21 protein-coding genes are annotated in these 23,120 nt (G+C 71.4%); 4 read left to right on the top strand and 17 right to left on the bottom strand.

The genetic code is table 11. From position 1 onward, the window contains the following. Window positions 1-8: 8 nt before the first annotated feature. Entirely contained in the window at window positions 9-911 is a 903-nt protein-coding gene (locus ACFVTC_RS30520) for an SAM-dependent methyltransferase (RefSeq protein ID WP_390131722.1), read from the bottom strand. 91 nt (window positions 912-1,002) lie between these two features. After that, window positions 1,003-2,451, bottom strand: coding sequence for a helix-turn-helix domain-containing protein (locus ACFVTC_RS30515; RefSeq protein WP_390131721.1), 1,449 nt, complete (start codon window positions 2,449-2,451; stop codon window positions 1,003-1,005). Between the two features lie 162 nt (window positions 2,452-2,613). Here ACFVTC_RS30515 and ACFVTC_RS30510 point away from each other — a divergent pair, with 162 nt between their 5' ends. Continuing rightward, a complete protein-coding gene (locus ACFVTC_RS30510; RefSeq protein WP_390131720.1) occupies window positions 2,614-3,339 on the top strand; it encodes a DUF4232 domain-containing protein in 726 nt (241 codons plus the stop codon). A gap of 31 nt (window positions 3,340-3,370) precedes the next feature. On the opposite strand, the gene hemB is transcribed toward ACFVTC_RS30510, so the two are convergent. The 6 genes from hemB to ACFVTC_RS30480 form a co-directional block, all read right to left on the bottom strand. Beyond that, complete coding sequence (gene hemB / locus ACFVTC_RS30505; protein ID WP_390131718.1) at window positions 3,371-4,363, bottom strand: porphobilinogen synthase; 993 nt, start codon at window positions 4,361-4,363, stop codon at window positions 3,371-3,373. Window positions 4,364-4,894: 531 nt separating this feature from the next. Further along, on the bottom strand, window positions 4,895-6,610 hold the full coding sequence (locus ACFVTC_RS30500) for a uroporphyrinogen-III synthase (protein ID WP_390131717.1): 1,716 nt from the start codon (window positions 6,608-6,610) through the stop codon (window positions 4,895-4,897). Then, entirely contained in the window at window positions 6,607-7,551 is a 945-nt protein-coding gene (hemC, locus tag ACFVTC_RS30495) for a hydroxymethylbilane synthase (RefSeq protein ID WP_390131846.1), read from the bottom strand. The genes ACFVTC_RS30500 and hemC overlap by 4 nt, the downstream gene beginning before the upstream one ends. A 131-nt stretch (window positions 7,552-7,682) precedes the next feature. After that, window positions 7,683-9,449: a glutamyl-tRNA reductase gene (locus ACFVTC_RS30490; RefSeq protein ID WP_390131716.1), complete on the bottom strand. Its 1,767-nt coding sequence runs from the start codon at window positions 9,447-9,449 to the stop codon at window positions 7,683-7,685. After that, on the bottom strand, window positions 9,446-10,207 hold the full coding sequence (locus ACFVTC_RS30485) for a redox-sensing transcriptional repressor Rex (protein ID WP_168529411.1): 762 nt from the start codon (window positions 10,205-10,207) through the stop codon (window positions 9,446-9,448). The genes ACFVTC_RS30490 and ACFVTC_RS30485 overlap by 4 nt, the downstream gene beginning before the upstream one ends. 319 nt (window positions 10,208-10,526) lie before the next feature. Further along, complete coding sequence (locus ACFVTC_RS30480) at window positions 10,527-10,862, bottom strand: glutaredoxin family protein (RefSeq protein WP_390131715.1); 336 nt, start codon at window positions 10,860-10,862, stop codon at window positions 10,527-10,529. Window positions 10,863-11,050: 188 nt separating this feature from the next. On the opposite strand from ACFVTC_RS30480, the gene ACFVTC_RS30475 reads away from it, so the two are divergent. The 3 genes from ACFVTC_RS30475 to ACFVTC_RS30465 all read left to right on the top strand — a co-directional run bounded on the left by ACFVTC_RS30475 (window position 11,051) and on the right by ACFVTC_RS30465 (window position 14,983). Further along, window positions 11,051-11,995 (top strand): HAD family hydrolase, encoded by a 945-nt coding sequence (locus tag ACFVTC_RS30475; RefSeq protein WP_390131714.1) that lies wholly within the window; start codon window positions 11,051-11,053, stop codon window positions 11,993-11,995. A 717-nt stretch (window positions 11,996-12,712) separates the two neighbouring features. Next, window positions 12,713-13,489, top strand: coding sequence for an ECF subfamily RNA polymerase sigma factor, BldN family (locus ACFVTC_RS30470; protein WP_148012257.1), 777 nt, complete (start codon window positions 12,713-12,715; stop codon window positions 13,487-13,489). Between the two features lie 261 nt (window positions 13,490-13,750). After that, window positions 13,751-14,983 carry a DUF5667 domain-containing protein gene (locus tag ACFVTC_RS30465; protein WP_390131713.1) on the top strand — a complete coding sequence of 411 codons (1,233 nt, stop codon included), beginning with the start codon at window positions 13,751-13,753 and terminating at the stop codon, window positions 14,981-14,983. 84 nt (window positions 14,984-15,067) lie between these two features. Here ACFVTC_RS30465 and ACFVTC_RS30460 read toward each other — a convergent pair whose 3' ends face one another. From ACFVTC_RS30460 to ACFVTC_RS30420, 9 genes are all read right to left on the bottom strand, one after another. Beyond that, the gene (locus ACFVTC_RS30460) at window positions 15,068-16,117 is read right to left on the bottom strand and encodes a lysophospholipid acyltransferase family protein (protein WP_168529405.1); all 1,050 of its coding nucleotides are present in this window, start codon (window positions 16,115-16,117) and stop codon (window positions 15,068-15,070) included. A gap of 14 nt (window positions 16,118-16,131) precedes the next feature. Then, the gene (locus tag ACFVTC_RS30455; protein WP_390131712.1) at window positions 16,132-17,193 is read right to left on the bottom strand and encodes an NAD-dependent epimerase/dehydratase family protein; all 1,062 of its coding nucleotides are present in this window, start codon (window positions 17,191-17,193) and stop codon (window positions 16,132-16,134) included. A 344-nt stretch (window positions 17,194-17,537) separates the two neighbouring features. Beyond that, complete coding sequence (locus ACFVTC_RS30450; protein ID WP_003948845.1) at window positions 17,538-17,636, bottom strand: 30S ribosomal protein bS22; 99 nt, start codon at window positions 17,634-17,636, stop codon at window positions 17,538-17,540. Between the two features lie 164 nt (window positions 17,637-17,800). After that, entirely contained in the window at window positions 17,801-18,013 is a 213-nt protein-coding gene (locus ACFVTC_RS30445; protein WP_004984898.1) for a helix-turn-helix domain-containing protein, read from the bottom strand. A 129-nt stretch (window positions 18,014-18,142) separates the two neighbouring features. Next, the gene (locus ACFVTC_RS30440) at window positions 18,143-18,958 is read right to left on the bottom strand and encodes a phosphatase (protein ID WP_390131711.1); all 816 of its coding nucleotides are present in this window, start codon (window positions 18,956-18,958) and stop codon (window positions 18,143-18,145) included. A gap of 128 nt (window positions 18,959-19,086) precedes the next feature. Then, window positions 19,087-20,259 (bottom strand): acetoin utilization protein AcuC, encoded by a 1,173-nt coding sequence (locus ACFVTC_RS30435; protein ID WP_390131710.1) that lies wholly within the window; start codon window positions 20,257-20,259, stop codon window positions 19,087-19,089. After that, window positions 20,210-21,445, bottom strand: a complete 1,236-nt coding sequence (locus tag ACFVTC_RS30430; RefSeq protein WP_390131709.1) for an MFS transporter — start codon at window positions 21,443-21,445, stop codon at window positions 20,210-20,212. The genes ACFVTC_RS30435 and ACFVTC_RS30430 overlap by 50 nt, the downstream gene beginning before the upstream one ends. A gap of 80 nt (window positions 21,446-21,525) precedes the next feature. After that, on the bottom strand, window positions 21,526-22,233 hold the full coding sequence (locus ACFVTC_RS30425; protein ID WP_390131708.1) for a VC0807 family protein: 708 nt from the start codon (window positions 22,231-22,233) through the stop codon (window positions 21,526-21,528). A gap of 135 nt (window positions 22,234-22,368) precedes the next feature. After that, window positions 22,369-23,013: an HAD family hydrolase gene (locus ACFVTC_RS30420; RefSeq protein ID WP_390131706.1), complete on the bottom strand. Its 645-nt coding sequence runs from the start codon at window positions 23,011-23,013 to the stop codon at window positions 22,369-22,371. Window positions 23,014-23,120 lie beyond the last annotated feature (107 nt).

The following is a 23,120-nucleotide window of genomic DNA, read 5'->3' as shown; positions in this document are numbered from 1 at the left end:
GCGGGCGTTCAGCGCTTGACGGCGGTCGCCCCGTAGACGTTGATGTCGGCGTCCGTGACGTCGTTGATGTCGTGGTAGCGGACCTTCTCGATGTCGTCGAGGCTCGCGAGGTACCCCGGATCGGCCACCTCGGGAGCGGGCGCCGCCCCGTCGGGCCGCCAGTGGTGCACGGGGACGACACCCGGCTCGTCCGGTTCGAGCCCGTTCTCCGTGAAGAACCGCTCGACCTCGGCCTTGGAGCGCAGCACGAACGTGAACCCGCGCTCGGTGTACGTCCGCTGCACCGCCCGGACGTTCTCGGCGTTCAGGTCCTCGGTGAGATGGCTGAGCACCACCCGGCTCCCGGACGGCAGCGCCTTCACCAGATCACGGACGATCGGATAGGCCTCGTCGTCCTCGATGAAGTGCAGGATCGCCACCAGCACGAGCGCGACCGGCTGGTCGAAGTCGATGGTCCTGGCGGCCTCCTGGAGTATCTGCGCGGGCTGCTTGAGGTCCGCGTCGACGTAGTCGGTCACCCCCTCCGGCCCACTGGTGAGCAGCGCCCGCGCGTGGGCGAGGACCACCGGGTCGTTGTCGACGTACACGACCCGGGACGTGGGATCGACCCGCTGGGCGATCTGGTGCACGTTCTCCCGCGTCGGCAGTCCCGTGCCTATGTCCAGGTACTGGCGGATGCCGTCCTGGCGGGTCAGCGTGGTCACCGCGCGCCGCAGGAAGTCCCGGTTGTGCCGGACGTCGAGGTATCCGCGCGGGTTCGCCGCGAGCGCCGCGGCGGCCGCGTTCCGGTCGACCGGGTAGTTGTCCTTGCCCCCGAGGAAGACGTCGTAGACGCGAGCCGGGTGCGCCTTGGTGGTGTCGATCCTCCTTCTCAGCTCGGCGGGGTCCTGGCTGAGAGCATCACCGGGCATAAAGCCTCTCCCTGGAGAGTCGCGTTATCAAACGAGCAACAACCTAACTCCTGGGGCGACTTGATCGTGCCCGGGTCGGCGGCACCGGCTGCTACCCGGCGGGAGCCGCCGTCTGCCACTCGCTTCCGCCCAGCGGATAGTCGTACGCGGGACGCCCCAGGCTCCCGCTCGTCCGGAACGGCTTCCCGTGGTCGTCGACCCGCACCGTGCCGCTCTTCGACCCGCTGGACCAGTCCAGCTCCAGGTACCAGCTCACGTCGTGCGCGCTGGCGTCCGCGAAGACGTAGAACACCTCGGGGTCGGACTCACTGACCTTGTAGGGGAAGTCCCGCTGTCCGGCCTCGGGCGCGGTCACGGGCCGCCCCGCGTCGAGGTCCACGGCGAACGACTTGGTCTCCACACCGCCGCCGCAGCCGACGCCCATCGCGTAGTCGTTCCAGGCGAGCGGCGCGTTCTTCTCCAGCACCCGCACGTGCAGACCCCTCAGGACGACGGTGGCCCGCCCGGTGCCCTGCACGGTCAGCGCGAGCATCTGCTGCCCGCCGGCGACCGCGCCGAGCGCGCCGACCCACCCCCGCGCGTCCGCCTCGTTGGGCGGCGGCGGCACCTGCTCGGCCTTCCGGTTCACCAGGTAGTGCTGACCGCACGGGCCGTCCCACTTGTACGGGTCGGCGACGACGGTCGGCGCGGTGGCGCCGTCCTCGCCTGCGCCCTTCTCGGTCGCGGCGTCCTGGTCCACCGCCCCGCCGATGGACGAGGACGACGCCGTGGGTCCGCCGTCGCGCGAGGCGGACGGCGACGGCGACCCCTGACGCGCGCCGGCCGGGGTGCGGTCGGCACGCGGGCGCGCGCCGGGCGGTACGCCGAGGGCCACGGCATGCCCCTTGGTGTCGTCGTCGCTCCTGCCGGACCCGAGGCGCACGACGAGCGCGGTGGAGGCGACGGCGGCCAGCACGACGGCACCGGCGGCGGCGAGCGCCACGGCCCGCCGACTCCGCCGCACCGGCGCCTGAGCGACGGCCTCCGGACCAGCCTCCGGCCCGGCCTCCCGACCGGTCTCCGGCGCGAAGCCCGGCCCGCCACCCGCGACGACGTCCGGCGCGGCGCCCTCGGCCGAAGCCCCAGCCGCGCCCCTTCCGCCATCCCCGCCGGCGTCGGCGTCCCCGTCGGCGTCGGCCGCCGCTCCCCTTCCGCCATCCCCGCCGGCGTCGGCCGCCGCTCCCGGCAGGGACCCCTCGACCGCGTTCTTCCGCCCCCGCAGCGCGTCCGCGAGAACCCACCGCCGGTGCAGATCCACCAGCTCCGCCGGCGTCGCCCGGCACGCCCGCGCGAGCCGCTCCACCGGCGCGTAGTCCGTCGGTACGGCGTCCCCGTTGACGTACCGGTGCAGCGTGGACGTACTCACGTGCAGCCGCTTCGCGAGCGCCCCGTAACTGAGCCCGGACCGCTCCTTCAACTCCCGAAGCAGTCCCGCGAACTCGTCCCCGGCCACCGTTCCCCCATCCCCCGCGTCCCGGGCCGCGTTCCAGGAGGATGACATTCCCCCAGGTCAGACCCCTTACCAACGTTCCGGCGTCCCGTATCCCCCGGCAACCGTGGCGGCCGGGAGGGATCACCGCACAAGCTGTGGTCATCCAAGCACGCCGCTCGCCTCGACCGGTCGAGCGGCCGACCCGGTCCGACACCCACAGGGGGATCACCCATGTCCGCACGCACCGTCCGTACCCGTCTGCTCGCCGCCTCGACGGTCGCGCTCGCCGCGCTCGCCCTCACGGCGTGCGACAACGGGAAGGGCGTACGGGACGAGGGCCCGTCCGCCGCGTCACAGTCCTCGGCTCAGCCGGGCGGTTCGACGACGGCGAAGCCCGCGGCCGACAGCGGCGCCTCGACGGGGGGCTCGGCGGCCACCCCGACGAAGGGCTCCACGAAGGGATCCGCGAACGGTTCCGCCGGCAAGACGGGCGGCGGCAAGGCCACGGGGGGCGGCACCGGCACGGGCGGCACCGGCACAGGCGGCACCCGGAACACCGCCTGCAACGGCGCCAACACCAGGACCACCGCGACCGAGGTGTCCCGACCCCTCAACCACCTGCTCCTCACCGTCACCAACACCGGCTCGAAGAACTGCGACCTGACCGGCTACCCGATCGCCCGCTTCGGCGAGGCCCAGTCGGTCCCCCCGGTCGCCGAGCAGACCCACCCACAGGCGGTCGTCACCCTCGCCCCGGGCGAGTCCGGCTACGCGGGCGTCCTCCTGTCGGCCGGCGACGGCAGCGGCGGCAACGGTTACACGGCGAAGACCCTGGTGGTCGGCTTCGCCAAGGGCGCCACCTCGACCCCGGCCCTCCCCGCGAAGGGTGTGTACGTCGACGACAAGCTCACGGTGACGTACTGGCAGCAGAGCCTCGACGACGCGCTGTCCTACTGAGCCTTCCCGCGGCCGAGCGCCGAAGGGCGGCCTAGCGCAGCGTCCGGGCGACCTCGGTCGCCCAGTAGGTGAGGATGTTCCGCGCCCCGGCCCGCTTGATGCCGGTCAGTGTCTCCAGGATCGCCTTGTCCCGGTCGATCCAGCCCTTCTCCGCCGCCGCCTCGATCATCGAGTACTCGCCGGAGATCTGGTACGCGGCCACGGGCACGTCCACCGCGTCGGCGACCCGCGCGAGAACGTCCAGGTAGGGTCCGGCCGGCTTCACCATCACCATGTCGGCGCCCTCCTCCAGGTCGAGGGCGAGCTCCCGCATGGACTCCCGGAGGTTCGCGGGATCCTGCTGGTACGTCTTCCGGTCGCCCTTGAGCGAGGAGCCGACGGCCTCCCGGAAGGGCCCGTAGAAGGCCGAGGAGTACTTGGCGGTGTAGGCGAGGATGGCGACGTCCTCGCGGCCGATCTGGTCCAGGGCGTCCCGGATGACGCCGATCTGCCCGTCCATCATCCCGCTGGGGCCCACCACATGGGCCCCGGCGTCGGCCTGGACCTGGGCCATCTCGGCGTAGCGCTCCAGGGTCGCGTCGTTGTCCACGCGCCCTTCCGCGTCGAGGACTCCGCAGTGCCCGTGGTCGATGGTCTCGTCCAGACACAGGTCGGACATGACGAGGAGTTCGTCCCCGACCTCGGCGCGCACGTCACGGAGGGCGAGCTGCAGGATCCCGTCCGGATCGGTGCCGGGCGTCCCCACGGCGTCCTTCTTCGAGTCCTCCGGCACCCCGAAGAGCATGATCCCCGAGACTCCGGCCTCCACCGCCTCCAGGGCCGCCTTCTTCAGGCTGTCCCGGGTGTGCTGCACGACACCGGGCATCGCCCCGATCGGCACCGGCTCGCTCACGCCCTCCCGCACGAACGCGGGGAGGATGAAGTCGGCGGGGTGCAGCCGGGTCTCGGCGACCATGCGCCGCATCACAGGCGTCGTACGCAGCCGCCGCGGCCGCGTACCGGGGAAGGATCCGTACTTCGTCATCCCCCCACGCTACGCCCGCCGCCCCACCCCTTTTGCCGACATCGTGCCGGTACGGATACGGGTACGAGGGGGTCGGATGCCTTCGCGGGTGCGGGTCGCCGGAGGCTGACCGCGCAGTTCCCCCGCACCCCTGTTCAGCCCGTCCCCGACCTTCCAGCGCGGGCCCGCATCCCCAGCCCGCCCGCAACCATCCAGCACGGACCTGCATCGCCAGCCCGCCCCCGACCATCCAGCACGGACCTGCATCCCGAGCCCGCCCGCAACCATCCAGCACGGACCTGCATCGCCAGCCCGCCCCCGACCTTCCAGCGCGGGCCCGCATATCCAGCCCGCCCCCGACCTTCCAGCGCAGGCCCGCGTATTCAGCCCGTCCGGCGTTTGAGGACGAGCCCTTCGGGCGATGCGGGGGTCCAGGGGGCGCAGCCCCTTGGCGGGGGCCGGGGCGGAGCCCCCCGGCAGGCGACGGGACGGGCAGGGGCGGCGGGGGCGAAAGAAAATCCGCCCCAACCGCCCCGCACGCCCGCCTCACACCTACGTGGCCCGCCGCCTCCGCGCCCCCGGCCTCCGCTCACTGGGCCGCGTCACCGGATCCCCGGCCTCCGCCGCGGCGGCCCGCCGCCGCAGCCCGAAGTCCGCCAACGCCTCCGCCAGCTTGTGCACCGAAGGCTCCGGAGCCATGACATCGACCCGCAGCCCGTGCTCCTCCGCCGTCTTGGCGGTGGCGGGACCGATACACGCGATCACCGTCACGTTGTGCGGCTTGCCCGCGATCCCGACCAGGTTCCGCACCGTCGACGAGGACGTGAACAAAACGGCGTCGAAGCCACCGCCCTTGATCGCCTCACGGGTCTCCGCCGGCGGCGGCGACGCCCGCACGGTCCGGTAGGCCGTGACGTCGTCGACCTCCCAGCCCAGCTCGATGAGCCCCGCGACCAGCGTCTCGGTGGCGATGTCCGCTCGCGGCAGGAACACCCGGTCGATCGGGTCGAACACCGGGTCGTACGGCGGCCAGTCGTCCAGCAGCCCGGCCGCGGACTGCTCCCCGCTCGGCACCAGGTCCGGCTTCACACCGAAGGCGACCAGCGCCTTCGCCGTCTGCTCGCCCACCGCCGCGACCTTGATCCCGGCGAAGGCCCGCGCGTCGAGCCCGTACTCCTCGAACTTCTCCCGCACCGCCTTCACCGCGTTGACCGACGTGAAGGCGATCCACTCGTAGCGCCCGGTGACGAGCCCCTTGACCGCACGCTCCATCTGCTGCGGCGTACGCGGCGGCTCGACGGCGATCGTGGGCACCTCGTGCGGCACGGCGCCGTACGAACGCAGCTGGTCGGAGAGCGAGGCCGCCTGCTCCTTCGTGCGCGGCACGAGCACCTTCCAGCCGAACAGCGGCTTGGACTCGAACCACGACAACTGGTCGCGCTGGGCGGCGGCGGAACGCTCACCGACCACGGCTATCACCGGCCGGCCGCCGTCCGGGGACGGCAGCACCTTGGCCTGCTTGAGGGTCTGCGCGATGGTCCCGAGCGTGGCCGACCAGGTCCGCTGCCGCGTGGTCGTACCCGCGACCGTCACCGACATCGGCGTATCGGGCTTGCGGCCCGAGGCGACGAGCTCTCCCGCGGCCGCGGCCACGGAGTCGAGCGTCGCCGACACGACCACCGTGCCGTCCGACGCCCCGACCTCGGTCCAGCACCGGTCGGAGGCCGTCCGCGCGTCGACGAACCGCACGTCCGCGCCCTGCGCGTCCCGCAGCGGCACACCGGCGTACGCGGGCACGCCCACGGCCGCCGCGACGCCGGGCACGACCTCGAACGGCACGCCCGCGGCGGCGCAGGCCAGCATCTCGTCGGCGGCGTACGCGTCGAGCCCGGGGTCACCGGACACCGCACGCACGACCCGCTTGCCGCCCCGCGCGGCCTCCATGACAAGATTGGCGGCGTCCCTCGACGCGGGGTCACCAACGGCTGCTGACACGGCGTCAACAACCGCTGACTGGGACGCGCCCGTGCCCGAGTACGGACCGGCGGACGTGCCGAAAGCCGTCTCCGTATCCGTGTTCAGCACGGCGACGTTCTGCCTGGCGTGCGCACGCACGACGTCGAGCACCTCGTGCCCGGCGACGAGGACGTCCGCGTTCGCCAGCGCCTCCACGGCGCGCAGTGTCAGTAGTCCCGGATCTCCGGGTCCGGCACCGAGGAAGGTGACGTGCCCGTGTTCGGGACCGGCGGGAAGGTTGGTGGGGCTCAATGTGCTCGCTCCCCCATCAGACCGGCCGCGCCCTTCGCAAGCATCTCGGCGGCGAGTTCACGGCCGAGCGCCATTGCTTGGTCGTGCGTCTCGGGCACGGGACCGGTGGTGGACAACTGCACCAGCGTCGAGCCGTCGGTCGTGCCGACGACGCCGCGCAGGCGCATTTCCTTGACAATCTGCCCGTCCGCGAGGAGGTCGGCGAACGCACCCACGGGTGCGCTGCAGCCTGCCTCCAGGGCGGCGAGCAGGGACCGCTCGGCGGTCACGGCGACCCGGGTGAACGGGTCGTCGAGCTCTCCGAGCGCGGCGACGAGATCCGCGTCGTCCGCGGTGCACTCGATCGCCAGGGCCCCCTGGCCGGGGGCGGGCAGAACCGTGTCGACGGACAGGAAGTCCGTCACCTCTTCCAGCCGCCCCAGGCGGCTGAGGCCGGCGGCGGCGAGCACGACGGCGTCGAGCTCCCCACCGTGCACGTATCCGATCCGCGTGTCGACGTTCCCGCGGATCGCGACCGTCTCGATCGTCGTCCCGTGGCCCCGCGCGTACGCGTTCAGCTGGGCCATCCGGCGCGGCGAACCGGTACCGACCCGCGCGCCCCGGGGCAGCTGCGGGAAGGTGAGGCCGTCACGGGCGACGAGTACGTCGCGCGCGTCCTCGCGCACCGGCACGGCGGCCAGCACCAGCCCGTCGGGCTGCTCGGTCGGCAGGTCCTTGAGCGAGTGCACGGCGAAGTCGACCTCGCCGCGCAGCAGCGCCTCACGCAGCGCGGCGACGAACACACCGGTGCCGCCGATCTGCGCGAGGTCCTCACGGGAGACGTCGCCGTACGTCGTGATCTCCACGAGCTCGACGGGCCGTCCGGTCACCTTGCTCACTGCGTCCGCCACCAGTGCGGACTGGGCCATGGCGAGTTTGCTGCGCCTGGTCCCCAGCCTCAGTGCCCCTTGTTCGGGCTCGGCCCCTCGGGGCGGTGCGTCCGGCGTCGGGGGTCCCGCGGTGCTCGGCCCGTCGGGCCTGTGCTCGCTCGGACTCTCGCCGCCGGTGCGCCCCTGTGGCTCACGCGGCTCACTCATGCTCGCCCTCGGTTCTTGGCGTTCTCGGTGTTGTTCTCGGCCCGCGAGACGGAGGCGACCGTCTCCGGGTCCAGGTCGAACAGGGTTCGCAGCGCGTCCGCGTACCCGGCGCCACCGGGTTCGGCGGCGAGTTGCTTGACCCGTACGGTCGGTGCGTGCAGGAGCTTGTCGACGACCCGCCGTACGGTCTGCGTGATCTCGCCCCGCTGCTTGTCGTCGAGGTCCGGCAGCCGTCCGTCGAGCCGCGCGATCTCGTTCGCGACGAGGTCGGCGGCCATGGTCCGCAGCGCCACGACGGTGGGCGTGATGTGGGCGGCCCGCTGGGCGGCGCTGAACGCGGCGACCTCGTCGGCGACGATCCGCCGCACCTGGTCCACGTCGGCGGCCATCGGCGCGTCCGCGGACGCCTCGGCCAGCGACTCGATGTCGACCAGGCGCACGCCGAGCAGACGGTGCACGGCCGCGTCGATGTCACGGGGCATGGCGAGGTCGAGCAGCGCCAGCACGGGCGCGGGCCGGGGAGCCTCGGCGACCGGTTCGGGCCTGCGGCGCTCGGGAACCCTGCCGACGACGGCGACGGCCGCGGCGAGCGCCGCGATGGCCTCCGTGTCGGCCTCCGGGTCGAGGAGGCCCGCCGCGCGCGGGGCGCGGGCCGCCGCGTCGCCCTTGTCCACCCAGGCCGCGTGCTGCTCCAGCTCGGCGGCGCCCATCCCGGCCACGGCGGCTTCGCCGAGCACGGAGAACCCGGCCGTGCCCTGCACGGTGGACACCTCGAGCGGGCAGTTGTCCTCGGTGCCGACGCTCGTGGGCGCGAGCGGCGCCTGGCCGTCCACGGCCGTGCCCGGCGCCGTATGGGCAAAGCCCGCGTCCGGTGCCGTACGAGCGGGGCCGACGCCCTGAACGACGCCCTGCCCCGTGCGTCCCGCCACGGCCGCCTCGACCGACTCGGCCGTCAGGACGAGTCCCGTCGCGCCGGTGCAGGAGACGGCGACATCGGCACGTGTCAGCTCGACCGGCACCGCGTCCATCGGTACCGCGCGGGCCGTCACGTCCGAGGCGCCGCCCTCGTTCTCGTTGAGGATCTGCGCGAGCCGCCGCGCGCGGTCCGGCGTGCGGTTGGCGATGACGATCTCGGCGACGCCGGCGCGCGCGAGCGTCGCCGCGGCCAGCGAGGACATGGAGCCGGCCCCTATGACGAGGGCCCGCTTGCCCTTGGCCCAGACGTCGACGGGCGCGCCCGCGGACAGCTGTTCCAGGCCGAAGGTGACCAGGGACTGTCCGGCCCGGTCGATGCCGGTCTCGGAGTGCGCCCGCTTGCCGACCCGCAGCGCCTGCTGGAACAGGTCGTTCAGCAGGCGGCCCGCGGTGTGCAGCTCCTGCGAGGCCGCCAGGGCGTCCTTGATCTGGCCGAGGATCTGGCCCTCGCCCACGACCATCGAGTCCAGCCCGCACGCCACCGAGAAGAGGTGGTGGACGGCCCGGTCCTCGTAGTGCACGTAGAGGTGGGGGGTGAGCTCCTCGAGCCCGACCCCGCTGTGCTGGGCGAGCAGCGTGGACAGCTCGGCGACGCCCGCGTGGAACTTGTCCACGTCGGCGTACAGCTCGATGCGGTTGCAGGTCGCGAGCACCGCGGCCTCGGCGGCCGGCTCGGCGGCGACGGTGTCCTGGACCAGCTTGGCCTGCGTGTCCGCGGTCAGCGTGGCCCGCTCGAGGACGCTGACCGGGGCGCTGCGGTGGCTCAGCCCGACGACGAGGAGACTCATGCCGGCATCACGGCGGGAACGTCCCCGTCGGGTCCTTTGCCGTTGTTCTCCTGCGCGGCGGCCTGGGCGGCGGCACCGGCCTGGGCCTCGGCCTCCTCGCCGGCCTTGCGCTGCTCGTGGAAGGCGAGGATCTGGAGTTCGATCGAGAGGTCGACCTTGCGCACGTCGACGCCGTCCGGGACGGACAGGACGGTCGGCGCGAAGTTCAGGATGGAGGTGACCCCGGCGGCGACCAGCCGGTCGCAGACCTGCTGGGCCACGCCCGGCGGGGTGGTGATGACGCCGATCGAGACGCCGTTCTCGTCGATGATCTTCTCCAGGCCGTCGCTGTGCTGCACGGCGATGCCCGCGACCTGCTTTCCGGCCATCTCGGGATCGGCGTCGATCAGCGCGGCGACCCGGAAGCCGCGGGACGCGAACCCGCCGTAGTTGGCCAGCGCGGCGCCGAGGTTACCGATGCCGACGATCACTACCGGCCAGTCCTGGGTCAGGCCCAGCTCGCGGGAGATCTGGTACACGAGATACTCGACGTCGTACCCCACACCGCGCGTCCCGTAGGAGCCCAGGTAGGAGAAGTCCTTGCGCAGCTTCGCGGAGTTGACCCCCGCCGCGGCCGCGAGCTCCTCGGAGGAGACCGTGGGGACCGAGCGCTCCGACAGTGCGGTGAGGGCTCGGAGGTACAGCGGAAGACGGGCGACGGTGGCCTCGGGAATTCCTCGGCTGCGGGTCGCCGGTCGGTGAGTTCGGCCAGTTGCCACGGTGCTCCTGCGGGTAGAGCGGGGCTGCAGGCGGTCACACGTACCTAGACCGCCCCGTCGAATGCAGGCTATGTCTTTGTGAACGCGTGCACAAAGATGGTGTCCGATTTGCCCGGGCAACGTGACGGGGGTCACGCATGCCCGGCGCGCGGGTATGGAACCAGCGCGCGGACAGCTTCGTTCCGCACCTGAAGGGGGCAAAACCGCACACACTCCTCAACGAATCCCGCCCCCGAGACCAATCGCCGTCGATCCTAGGCGACTTTCCGGACCACCTGGACTGCTCGGTCAGGACGGACTCGGGCCGGATCCCGCGCCGCTACGCGACCAGGGCCTTGCGCAGACGCCCCTCGTCCACACGCCAGAACGTGTGCTGGGCGCCGTCCACCAGCACAACGGGGATCTGCTCCCAGTACGCGCGGTGCAGTTCCTCGTCCTGCGTGATGTCCTTCCCCTCCCACGGCACGCCGAGGTCTCCACACACCTTCTCCACCACTTGCTGTGCGTCATCACACAGATGACAGCCGGGCTTCCTGATCAGCGTGACCAGCCGCTCACCCGGCGCCCTCGGCCCGCTCCTCCCGGACTTCTCCACCCGCTCCGCCTTCTCCGTACGGCGCTCACCGCGCCCGAACATGGGACTCATACCGGCCATTCTCCCGCCGCGGGCGCACCAGGGGCCCCTCTTCGGCGCGCGAGGCGACAACCGGCCCCGGAGACGGGCTCCGACGCGCCGATCGGGAACGCCGCGTACCCCTTCTTTAACGGCTCGGTCGCGGAGAGTTCACAGCTTCGAACCCTCGCGACTCCGGTACCACCGAACAAACTGGCTATGCTCACGCCATGGCCGCTCTCGGATGGCTCACTCCCCGTAGGCGCTCCGCCACCGCGCGGAGCGTGTTGGCAGGCGAGGCCTCGGCGGAGGCAGCGCGCAAGTCCTCGCAGGAACTGGAGGAACTCGCCCACGACGCCGAGCCGGACGTCCCCGACCGCGAACCGGAGTTCCCGGTGCTCGGTGACGACAAGGCCGCCGCCTTCTTCGACCTGGACAACACCGTCATGCAGGGCGCCGCGCTCTTCCACTTCGGGCGGGGCCTGTACAAGCGGAAGTTCTTCGAGACCCGCGATCTCGCCCGATTCGCCTGGCAGCAGGCATGGTTCAGGCTGGCCGGGGTCGAGGACCCCGAGCACATGCAGGACGCCCGCGACTCGGCGCTGTCGATCGTCAAGGGCCACCGGGTCGCCGAGCTGATGTCCATCGGCGAGGAGATCTACGACGAGTACATGGCCGAGCGCATCTGGCCCGGCACGCGCGCCCTCGCCCAGGCGCACCTGGACGCGGGCCAGAAGGTGTGGCTGGTGACGGCCGCCCCGGTCGAGATCGCGACGGTGATCGCCCGCCGCCTGGGTCTGACCGGCGCGCTGGGCACGGTCGCGGAGTCGGTGGACGGCGTCTACACCGGCAGGCTGGTCGGCGAGCCCCTGCACGGCCCGGCGAAGGCGGAGGCCGTCCGCGCGCTGGCCACCGCGGAGGGCCTGGACCTCACCCGGTGCGCGGCCTACAGCGACTCGCACAACGACATCCCCATGCTGTCCCTGGTCGGCCACCCCTACGCGATCAACCCGGACGCCAAGCTGCGCAAGCACGCGCGCGCCTTCGAGTGGCGACTGCGGGACTACCGCACGGCGCGCAAGGCCGCGAAGGTCGGCATCCCGGCCGCGGCGGGCGTCGGCGCGGTGGCAGGCGGCACGGCCGCGGCCATCGCCCTCCACCGCCGCCGCCGCTGACCCCCCACCCATCCCCTGGGGGCTGCGCCCCCAGACCCCCACCAGGGGCGCTGCGCCCCCTGGACCCCCGCATCGCCCGAAGGGCTCGTCCTCAAACGCCGGACGGGCTGAAGATGCGGGCCCGCGCTGGAGATGCGCGCCCGAGCTGCGAACCCCGGGCACGCGACCGCGCCTTCCGGGGTACGGGAAACAGCACGACCAGCCCCCACACACCCGCTTCCCCACCCGACCAACCACCCACAGGAAGGCCGGGGCGCAGCCCCACGCCTGTCAGGGGCGCGGGGAACTGCGCGACCAGCCCCCACGCACCCGCACCCGCTTCCCCACCCGAAGAACCCACCCCCCAGGCGACCGGGGCGCAGCCCCGCCCCTCCACGGCCGCGGGGAAAAGCCAGTCGGAACGCACGGCGCCCAGCCCATTCCGCCGGTCCTACCCCCACAACGCCCCGGCCAGTCCCCTCGCTCCCACCCGGCCACAACACGCCCCGCACCTTGCCGGAACACGAACCGATCCGATCAACAATCGGTCACCGAACGACACTTGATCAGGCGTCAATCAGTTACAGAAGCGACGTAATCGATGATTTGAGCAACTGGGTGTAGCACTGCCTGTACGAAGCGTTATTCTCCTCAGACGCAAACCGGTACCCCTCCGTCGCTACGACGGGTGAATGGTCCCGCACTGAACGTGATGGAAGCTCTGCCTCTGGGAGTCCCGTGTACTCACACGTCGGGGTTGACGCCTCGGGCCTGGCTACGCTGCGCGCAACGGTCCTCGACCGCCTGCGCGGCTTCGTCCCCACCGCGTACGCCGTCCCCGCCTTCGCCTTCCCCGCGCCCGTCGGCCCGTGCTACGCACTGGCCGACGGCAGCGCGGCGGTAGGCCGGCGGGGCCGCTCCGGCTCGGCCGCCACGCCCACCGCACGCCGCCCGGCCGCAGACAGCGACAGCGCCCGGATGATGGACCTCGTCGAGCGCGCCCAGGCCGGCGAGGCCGACGCCTTCGGGCGGCTCTACGACCAGTACAGCGACACCGTGTACCGCTACATCTACTACCGCGTCGGCGGAAAGGCGACCGCGGAAGACCTCACCAGCGAGACGTTCCTGCGCGCCCTGCGCCGGATCGGCACCTTCACCTGGCAGGGCCGTGACTTCGGCGCCTGGCTGGTGACCATCGCCCGCAACCTGGTCGCCGACCACTTCAAGTCGAGCCGCTTCCGCCTGGAAGTGACCACCGGCGAGATGCTCGACGCGAACGAGGTCGAACGCAGCCCCGAGGACTCCGTCCTGGAGTCACTGTCGAACGCGGCACTGCTCGACGCCGTACGACGCCTCAATCCCCAGCAGCAGGAGTGCGTCACCCTGCGCTTCCTGCAAGGGCTCTCCGTCGCCGAGACCGCCCGGGTGATGGGCAAGAACGAGGGCGCCATCAAGACGCTCCAGTACCGAGCTGTCCGCACCCTCGCCCGGCTCCTCCCGGACGACGCCCGCTGAAGCCCGTACCACGCCCCTTCCCGCACGGCCCCCTACGCTCGGCGACACTCAACTCACCTTCTGTAAAAGTCTGTTGACTTCGCGGTCCGATCATCCGTCGTCCGTAACCCAAGTGCCGCGACGCTCGTTGTGCGGGATACAGGCTCCCTGTGGTCACTCTCCGGTCCCCACCGATCACCCGATCGTGTGGATATGCCCGGGGCGTGCAACCCTCAGGACCCCCTGGGGAGTCGACCGTCATGACGAGAGGAGGTGCCGCCAGTGATCGCGAACGTATCGGCACACCGGCGGGCGAACGCCTTCGCCCAGGCCCTGGACGAGCAGTCCGACCAGGGCACGGCGGCCGAGCAGCCCGATGGATCGGCACCGTCCCCGGCTGCTGCGGAACAGACCGAGCAGGGCCTGCTGTTGGCCCTCGCCACCGGTCTCGGCGAGCTGCCCGAACCGGAGCTGGACCCCGAGGTCAAAGTCGTGCAGCGAGCCCAGCTCGTCGCGGCGATGGAGGCCATGCTGCTGGAAGGCACCGCCGCGGGGGGCGAAGGCCCGGACCGTTCCGTGCCCGAGCAGCGCTCGCACCGGGCACGAGGCGCGCACCGGGCGAGCGGGCTGGGCAAGCTACGACCGCGTTCGCGCCTGTCCAAGGGCCTCGCCGCGGGCGGGCTCACCGTCGGCGTGGCCGCCGGAGCGTTCGGCGGTGTGGCGGCCGCCAGCTCCGACGCACTGCCCGGAGACTCGCTCTACGGGCTCAAACGAGGCATGGAGGACATCAAGCTGGGCCTGGCCCACGGCGACAGCGACCGAGGCGAGCTCTACCTCGACCAGGCCTCGACCCGGCTGAGCGAGGCACGCCGCCTGATGGAGCGCGACCGCTCGGGCAGCCTCGACCACGAATCCCTGGGCGAGGTCAGGCGCGCCCTGTCCGGCATGCAGCACGACGCGACAGAAGGCCACCGCCTCCTCCACGAGGCGTACGAACGGGACGGCTCACTCGGCCCGATCCAGGCCCTCTCCGCCTTCGCCCAGTCGCACCGCCAGGCCTGGGGCGCGCTGCGCGACCGACTGCCCGTCCAGCTCGGCGACGTCAGCCAGCAGGTCTCGTCGGTGTTCGCCGCCATAGACCAAGAGGTCGACCCGCTGCGCTCGCTGCTCCCGAAACCCCCCGTGCAGGAAGGCACGGGCCGACACCGCGGCGCCAGTTCGGACGCCCCGGGCTCGTCCGGCACGGACCGTCCCGCACCCAGCGCCAGCAGCGGCTCCACCACCGGCAGCCACACCAGCAGCAGCAAGCCGAAGCCGTCCGCCTCGGGCAGCACCGGCGAGGGCCTGCTCGGCGGCAGCACGGGCGGCCTGCTGGACCCGCCCAAGGACACCACCAGCTCGTCCCCGTCGGCAGGCAGGTCCAGCCCGGCCGGCGGCGCCCCCGACGTCACCCTGCCCCCGCTGCTCCCCGGTCTCCTTCCGGGCCTGGGCATCGACAGCGAGGACAACAGGTAGATCCGCGGGCACATACGCCGGTGGGGCACCCTTCGAAAGGAAGGGTGCCCCACCGGCGTATGTGCGGGCGTCGCGAGGAAAGGGTCAGAAGAAGACCGACCGGCGCTGCACCAGCAGCTTGTACAGCGTGTGCTGGATCTGCTCCCTGACCTGGTCCGTCAGGTTGAACATCAGCATCGGGTCCTCGGCGGCCTCCGGCGGATAGCCGTCCGTCGGGATCGGCTCACCGAACTGGATCGTCCACTTCGTCGGCAACGGCACGGCGCCGAGCGGGCCGAGCCACGGGAAGGTCGGCGTGATCGGGAAGTACGGGAACCCCAGGAGGCGCGCGAGGGTCTTCGCGTTACCGATCATCGGATAGATCTCCTCCGCGCCGACGATCGAGCACGGAATGATCGGAGTGCCCTGCCGCAGGGCCGTCGACACGAATCCGCCGCGCCCGAAGCGCTGGAGCTTGTAGCGCTCGCTGAACGGCTTGCCGATGCCCTTGAAGCCCTCCGGCATCACCCCGACCAGTTCACCGCGCTCCAGCAGCCGTTCGGCGTCCTCGGCGCAGGCGAGCGTGTGACCGGCCTTGCGGGCCAGCTCGTTGACGACCGGCAGCATGAAGACCAGATCGGCGGCGAGCAGCCGCAGGTGCCGGCCCGCGGGGTGGTTGTCGTGGACGGCGACCTGCATCATCAGGCCGTCCAGCGGCAGCGTCCCGGAGTGGTTGGCGACGATCAGCGCCCCGCCCTCGGACGGGATGTTCTCGATGCCCTTGACCTCGACCCGGAAGTACTTCTCGTAGAGCGGGCGGATCAGGGACATCAGGACCTGGTCGGTGAGCTCCTGGTCGTACCCGAAGTCGTCGACCTCGTAGTCACCGGTCAGACGCCTGCGCAGGAAGGCGAGGCCCCCGGCGACACGCCGTTCCAGCCCGCCACCGTCCCGGGGCTGCTGAACAGGCTTCTCCTCACGCGTCACAGGAACATCATCCTGCGGGAAGGTCCGGCCCGGCAGGGGCTGGACCTCACGCACCACCGCGGGATCGCCCGTGCGCCGGCTCCCCGTGGTCCGCCGCCGCGTCGGGCGCTGCGCAGCACCCCCGCGCGACCGGTCGTCGTCGAACGGAATGACCTTGGCGTCCGCCATCGTCGATGCGCTCCTCAGTTGGCGCTCAGTGTCGGGGGTTGGCCGCCGCCCAGGAAGGACAGCGCGGCGATCCGGTCGACGGCCCCCGCGAGGGCCTCGGGGGGCAGGAGCCCGGGTCCCCGGCTGCGTGCGAAGTCCGCGAAGGTCTCGGCGGTCGTGTACTTCGGTTTGTATCCCAGCGTCTCGCGCATCTGATTCGTCGACACGACCCTGCCGTGCGTCAGCAGCCGCAGCTGCTCCGGGGAGAAGTCCGTCACCCCCAGGGTACGCACCGCCGTGCCCGCCCAGGTGAGCGCGGGCAGCAGCAGCGGCACCGTGGGACGGCCCAGCCGCCGCGCGCACTGGGAGAGCAACAGGACGCCGTCCCCGGCGATGTTGAACGTGCCGCTGTTGAGGGTGCCCCGCTCCGGCTCGTGCGAGGCGATCCGCAGCACCTCGATGACGTCGTCCTCGTGCACGAACTGGAGGCGCGGGTCATAACCGAACACGGTCGGCAGCACCGGCAGCGCGAAGTACGAGGCGAGCGGTGAATCCGCGCTCGGGCCCAGGATGTTCGCGAACCGCAGTACGCACACGGCGACGTCGGGCCGGCGGCGCGCGAAGCCGCGTACGTACCCCTCGACCTCCACCGTGTCCTTCGCGAAGCCGCCGCTGGGCAGCGACTTGGGCGGGGTGGTCTCGGTGAACACGGCCGGGTCGCGGGGCGCGGACCCGTAGACGTTCGTACTGGACTTCACGACGAGCCGCTTGACCGTCGGGGACTTCTGACAGGCCCCGAGGAGCTGCATGGTGCCGATGACGTTGGTCTCCTTGACCGTCGTCCGGCTGCCGCCGCTCAGCGCGGTGCCCGTCACGTCCATGTGCACGACCGTGTCGACGGAGTGCTCGGCGAGCACCCGGGCGATCGTGGGCTGACGGATGTCGGCCCGGATGAAGTCCGCACCGCCCAGATGGTGCTCGGGCGTCACCGCGTCCACGGCGATCACGCGGTCCACCTGCGGGTCACGCTGGATCCGTCGTACGTACCGGCCCCCCAACTGGCGGGCCGCTCCGGTCACGAGCACGACCTTCCCCAAGATCAGCGCCTCTCTTCCCGTGCTGGACGTGTCTGGACGTAGCTCTGCTCGTACCCTGCCCGTGTTCCCCGTGTGCGGCCAACCTAGCGGGTCGATGTTGCGCTGTGATGACCACCCGGCGCACGAAGTGACGGCGGGCCAGGGACCTGCGACCGGGGCCGGACCGCTGGGCCGGCAGGCGTACGCACAGCATCCTCCCTGAGAGCGCCCGGGGCGCAGATGCGCGGCCGCCCGCGGCCGGAAAACGCTGCGGCCCCCCACCCGTGGGTGGGGGGCCGCAGAGCGCGCTGTCGACAGCTGTCGCACCAGCGTAAGGACGAGCCCCGCGCAGGCGGGGCACGGCCCTACTTCTTGTTGCGACGCTGAACGCGAGTGCGCTTGAGCAGCTTGCGGTGCTTCTTCTTCGCCATCCGCTTGCGCCGCTTCTTGATAACAGAGCCCACGACTACCCTCGCTCACTTCTCTTTACTCGGTGCTGGGCTGCATGGGCCCACACGACCTATGAGGGGCCAGCCTACCCGTCCGAGCGCTGAGGTCGTAATCGAGGTGATCCGAGTGCATTCCCGAGTGGCCACAGGGGCCTTCCGGGAACTTCACCGGGACGCCGTCAGGCCGTCTCCACCCCCACATAGCTCTCGCGGAGGTACTCGTGAACCGCTTGCTCCGGCACCCGGAAGGACCTCCCCACCCGGATCGCCGGCAGATGACCGCTGTGCACCAAGCGGTACACGGTCATCTTCGACACTCGCATGACCGAGGCGACTTCCGCCACGGTAAGGAACTGAACCTCGTTCAGAGGCCTCTCGCCCGCTGCAGCCATGACACACCTGAACCTTCCGCACTCGACGGCCACCGGCTTCCCCTTCCGGTGACTCTTCGTCGTTGCGTGCTCACTCCCCAATGTAGGGGCGGGTGATGCGAGTGGGGAAGAGGGGATGCCATCGGCCGCCTACTGTGACAGACACGCTCGATTGAGTACATAGCGAGTAAGCGGTCGGTAGTAATCAGACCGCACAGCGTCATCAACCGGAACGACGACGGACACCCGCCCCTCTGCCTCTCCGACGAAGAGCGCCGGATCGTCCGTATCGGCCAACCCCATGGCCTCGAACCCCAGCTGACCTGCTCCGCAGACCCATCCGTGGTCCCCGATCACCAGCTCCGGGAGTGGCCCTCCGGCCTCCGCCGCGGCCGCCAGAACGGTACGAACCGGGAGCGGCGAGTGGGAGTGCGCGCCGGTCGCACCACGGGGGGCACGCACACCGGGTTCGCGCACCAACGCGACGCCTTGTACGTAGTCGAGGTTGTACGTGCGTAGACCGAACCGGGTCGTTATGTCGACAGAGCTACCCTGCGCGGGGGTGAGGACGGCACATCCCGCTGACGACAGCGCGTCCGCGAGGGCGGCGTAGAAACCGAGCAGCCGGTGCGGATGGCCGGTACCCAGAAGCACCGGTTCGCGATTGCGGGCCGCTTCCCCGAGCCGCCGCGCGAAGGCTTCCAGCGCGGCCAGGGTCCTCTCCGGGTCGATCACATCATGCCCGCTCGTATGCGCCGGATCGGCCGAAACCCCGCACTTGTCGGCCATCAGCTCGATCAGATCCCGCTCCCGCCAGGACCACTCGGGATCAAGTCCCAGCAGCACCCGAGGATCCCGGGCGGCGAAGAGCCGATAACTCCGCAGACTCTCCTCGCGCGAGGTGGCGACGGGCCCGGCCAGCCGAGCGGCCAGCAGGTGCGCGCGCAATGCTCCGGTGCTCAACACGTCAGCGATGCTGGCGCATGTGCCGGACGTTCACCCCGAAAATCCCGAAAACGCCCCACAGTTGGCGTAATGGACATCTCCGGGTGGTGGCAGCGGACGGACAGACCCCGGGCCCTGTCCGACGCGGCCTACGCGAGCAGCCCCCGCAGCGGGAACACCGCCCGCCGCGTCGCCACGATCGCCTGGTCGAGGCGGTCCGCCGGGTCGTACCCGGACTCCCAGTCCGCCCAGGACACCGGCCACCGCCCGTCCGTCATCCGCACCGGCGCCAACTGCCGCGTACGGGCGAAGACTTCCTGCCGCCAGCTCTCCGGGATCACCGTCTCGGGCTCGATCGGCCGCCCCGCAGCGACGGCCACCAGGTGCGTCCACGACCGCGGTACGACGTCCGCGACCGCGTACCCCCCGCCGCCCAGCGCGATCCACCGCCCGTCGGCGTACTCGTGAGCCAGCTCGTGACAGGCGACCTGCACGGCCCGTTGCGCGTCGAGCGAGACGGCGAGATGCGCGAGCGGGTCCTCGAAGTGGGTGTCCGCGCCGTGCTGGGTGACGAGCACCTGCGGCCGGAACTCCGCGACCAGTTCGGGAACGACCGCGTGAAAGGCCCGCAGCCACCCCGCGTCCCCCGTCCCGGCCGGCAGCGCCACGTTCACGGCACTGCCCTCCGCGCCCGGCGCCCCGGTCTCCTCGGGCCACCCGGTCCCCGGGAACAGGGTCCGCGGATGCTCGTGCAGCGAGATCGTCAGAACCCGCGGATCCTCCCAGAACGTGGCCTGCACCCCGTCCCCGTGATGCACGTCGACATCCACGTAGGCGACCCGTTCGGCCCCGAGCTCCAGCAGCCGCGCGATCGCCAGCGCGGCGTCGTTGTAGATGCAGAACCCCGACGCGCCACCCGGCATCGCGTGATGCAGACCGCCCGCGAAGTTCACCGCGTGCAGCGCGTCCCCGCGCCACACCGCCTCCGCCGCACCGACCGACTGCCCCGCGATGAGCGCGGACGCCTCGTGCATCCCCGCGAAGGCGGGATCGTCCATGGTCCCGAGTCCGTACGAGGCGTCGGCGGCCGCCGGATCGGCGGAGGCGGCCCTGACCGCCTCCACGTAGTCCTCCCGGTGCACGAGCCGCAGCGTCGACTCCCCGGCCGCCTTCGCCGCGACCACGTCCATGTCCCGCTCGAGCCCGAAGGCGCCGACCAGTCCCCGGGTCAGCGCCAGCCGGACCGGGTCCATCGGATGGTCCGGACCGAAGTCATAGCCCGTTACTGCCTCGTCCCACATCAGCTGTGCGCGGCCGCTCATGCCCGTCACCGTATCGGTCCGGTTCGGGCGCGAACGAGCGGGCGTACCCCAGGGTCACCAGGACCAACACCATCGGCACCAGCATGGCGCCCCGGTAGTTCCACGCGTCCCCCAGCGCCCCCACCAACGGCGAACCGATCAGAAACCCCACGTAGTTGAAGATGTTCAGACGCGCGATGGCCGTGTCCGAAGCCCCCGGGAAGAGCCGCCCGGCCGCCGCGAAGGTCTGCGGAACCAGCACACACAGCCCCAGCCCCAACAGGGTGAACCCGAGCATCCCGACCCACGCCCCGGGGGCCGCCGCCACCACCCCGAAGCCCAGCGCCGCCACCACGGCCCCCAGCCGCACGACCGCCACCGCCCCGAACCGCCGCACCCCGACGTCCCCGACGGCCCTCCCGACCAGCGTCATCACCATGTAGACGTTGTACGGAACGGTCGCCAGCTGCTCGGAACTGCCCAGCACGTCCTGCAGATACTTCGCACTCCAGTTGGAGACCGTCGAGTCCCCGATGTACGCGAACGTCATCACCAGGCACAGCGGCAACAGCAGCTTGAAGACGACGGGCCCGCCCTCCGCCTTCTCCGGCCCGGACCCGCTCTCCGCCTTCTCCGGCCCGGACCCGCCCTCCCCGTCGACGTACCACCGGCTTCCCAGGAACGCGGCCGGCAGCAGCACGAGCACCACCGGCAGATAGGACGTGAACAACGACAGATGCCAGTGCGCCCCCGCCCACGCGAGCGAGGCACCCACGATCCCGCCCAGGCTGTACGTGGCGTGGAAACCGAGCATGATGCTGCGCCCGTACGTCCGTTGGAGGCTCACCCCCAGCATGTTCATGGAGGCGTCGAGCGCGCCGACCGCGAGCCCGAAGGCGCCGAGGGCCACCGCCATCTCCACCAGCCGGTCCCCGGCGCCGACCCCGAGCAGCGCCAGCAGCACCACGGGCTGGGACCAGCGCAGCAGCCGGCTGGGCCGTATCCGCTTGACCAGGTGCTCGGTCGTCACGCTTCCCACGCCGGCGAGGATCGGGACGGCAGCGAGGAAGGCGGGCAGCAGCGCGTCCGAGACCCCGTACCGGTCCTGGATGGCGGGGATGCGCGTCACGAGCAGCGCGAAGGTGGCGCCCTGGGCGAAGAAGCTGAACGCCAGCGAGGCCCTGCCGCGCCGCAGCACATCTGTCATGGCGGCGAGCGTAGGGCCCCGGCCTACCGGTGGGTAGATCCAGCCGAAGATGAATTCCGCTCAACTTCGGGGCACGGCCGTCACCGGTCGCCGCTCCGGCCGGCCGCTTCCGCCCTGACCATCGCCTCCATCGGGCCGGCGGCGAGGCCACCACTGACCACCATGGCCCCCGCCATCGTGCAGATCATGACGACCGTGCCGAGCCACACCATGGTGTCGACGGGCAGCGTGTACGCCCCCACGATCCGCACGACGCACTCCCCGAGCAGCGCCACGCCCCACACGAGGGAGAAGGTCCGCTCGAACTTCCGGAACCGCTCGGACCCGCCGAGCAGCCGATCCCAGGCGGCCGTCCGCGCACGGTCCCCCTTGGTGACGAACGGCTTCATCGCCGTCGTCATCATCGGCCGTCCCGCCATCACGGAGACCAGGACACCGATCCCGATCACACTGCTCACTCCGCTGTCCTTGGCGAGCATCAGCCGCGGGTCACCGGCGACCAGACTCAGCAGCAGACCGGCCACGTTGACGAACAGGATCAGCGCGGCCAGCGCGTTGACCTTCCGCTCCCGCACGACGCTCCACAGGGTCCGCACGGCGGGCACCACGCTGCTCCACCCCAGCGCCGCCATGGTGCTCATCCCGAGGCCGCTCTTGAAGAGGTAGTACGAGCCGATCGGTACGGCCACGTCCACGATCAGCGGCAGGAAGTGCTGCCGGGTGGCGACCTTGCCGGTGTCGCCGGCGGCAGCCGCCGCGATTCCGGTCTCCGTGGCCGTGACGCTCATGATCGGGTCCTTCCGTCGTCGCCTCGTACGTCCCGCTTTCGATGTACTCAGCTTCGCGGCCGGACCCCTTGGGCCGACAGAAACGATCGTCCGGAGCTCACCATGACAAATGTCAGCGCCGCCCTATGGCGCGGGTCATACGAGCAGGTCGGGGAGGTCTTCCAGGTTCGAGAAGAGCCGGGTGGCACCGGCGAGCCGTGCCGCGGGTGTCATGGCGGTGAATCCGTAGACGTCCATCCCGGCCGCGTTCGCCGCCTGTACCCCCAGCGGGCTGTCCTCCACGACGACGCACCGTCGCGGCGGTACTCCCATCCGCTCGGCCGCGTGCAGGAACAGGTCCGGCGCCGGCTTGCCCCGCCCGACGTCCTGGGAGCTGAAGACCCGCCCCGCGTCGAACCACCGGTCGAGTCCGGTCGTGCGGTGCCCCACCCGGATCCGTTCGTGGCTCCCGGAGGAGGCCACGCAGTAGGGCACCCCGTCCGCGGTCAGCTTCTCCAGTACCTGCACGGCTCCGGCGACCGGCCGCAGCTCGCGTTCGAACGCGGCGAAGACCCGTCCGTGGAAGACGTCGTCGAAGTCGTCGGGCAGCCGCTGCCCGGTGCGCTCGTGGACCAGGTCGTGGACACGGTGCATCGCGGACCCCATGTAGTCCCGGACGGAGTCCTCGTACGAGGTCGGGTGTCCGAGCTCGGTCAGATAGGCGGCGAGGAGGCCGTTGGAGATCGGCTCACTGTCCACGAGGACGCCGTCGTTGTCGAAGATGACCAGGTCGTAGCGCATACGGCAACACTAAAACGAAGGGGGCCGTAAACGCAGAAAACCCCCGTACCGATTTCCCGGTACGGGGGTCTCCCACAATATTTGTTCGGCGGCGTCCTACTCTCCCA

Source organism: Streptomyces sp. NPDC057950 (assembly GCF_042887295.1).
GTDB classification, from domain to species: domain Bacteria; phylum Actinomycetota; class Actinomycetes; order Streptomycetales; family Streptomycetaceae; genus Streptomyces; species Streptomyces kaempferi.
The sequence above is the reverse complement of the archived record's forward strand: the minus strand, read 5'-3'. Positions and strand labels throughout refer to the sequence as shown.